General features: G+C 45.0%; 1 protein-coding gene. It reads right to left on the reverse strand.

Annotated features, from left to right (window positions below; genetic code table 11):
• Window positions 1–742 (reverse strand): GNAT family N-acetyltransferase (locus AB4496_RS28960; protein ID WP_372133564.1); only part of this gene is annotated, 742 nt, incomplete at both ends.

A 742-nucleotide genomic window follows, 5' to 3' on the forward strand; every position in this document is an offset into this window, starting at 1 on the left:
AAACTGATATCTAGCTCGAAGCCCAACTTCTGGGCTAGTGTCAGCATCCCTCGGTTGGTCGGCATCGTCATACCCGACATCTGCTTGGTCTGCTTTGTACGAAAGTAGTCAATAACCTTAGTCATCAAAATGCGACCTAATCCGACGCCTTTCAGATCGGAACGTATCAGAATAGCAAACTCTGCATCGGTGTTCTCTGGGTTAATCAGCGCTCTCGATACGCCAATAATCGCGGGTACGCCTTGTTCCTTTCGAACGACCACAAATGCAATTTCTCTATCAAAGTCAATCTGAGTAAAGTTAGCCAACGCCTCATGATTGAATTCACCCACATCACTAAAGAAACGCTTGTAAAGGTCTTCTTTGGATACACGATGAATAAAATCAGCATGAAGCGGCTCGTCTTCAGGAAGGATCGGGCGTAACAACACCTCAGTGCCGTCCTTAAGTACGATATTCTCTTCCAATTCGACTGGATAAGGGCGAATCGCAAGACGTTCTTGAGGATCGCCTTGGTATGCTTTCAAGATGATATCGGCATCTAATATCGTGAACTTGTCTCCGTTGGCCAGTACTGGATGGATATCCAAATCATGTATTTCAGGGCAATCTACTACCATCTGAGATATACGCACCAACAATTCAGAGAGACCTTCAATATCAATCGGGTTAGGTAGTTTTTGCAGACGAATCTTGCCGCTTTTTATCGCTCGAATGATCAAGTAACGCGCCAGTGTCATAT

The organism is Vibrio sp. 10N.222.46.A1, assembly GCF_041473595.1.
GTDB lineage: Bacteria > Pseudomonadota > Gammaproteobacteria > Enterobacterales > Vibrionaceae > Vibrio > Vibrio tasmaniensis_A.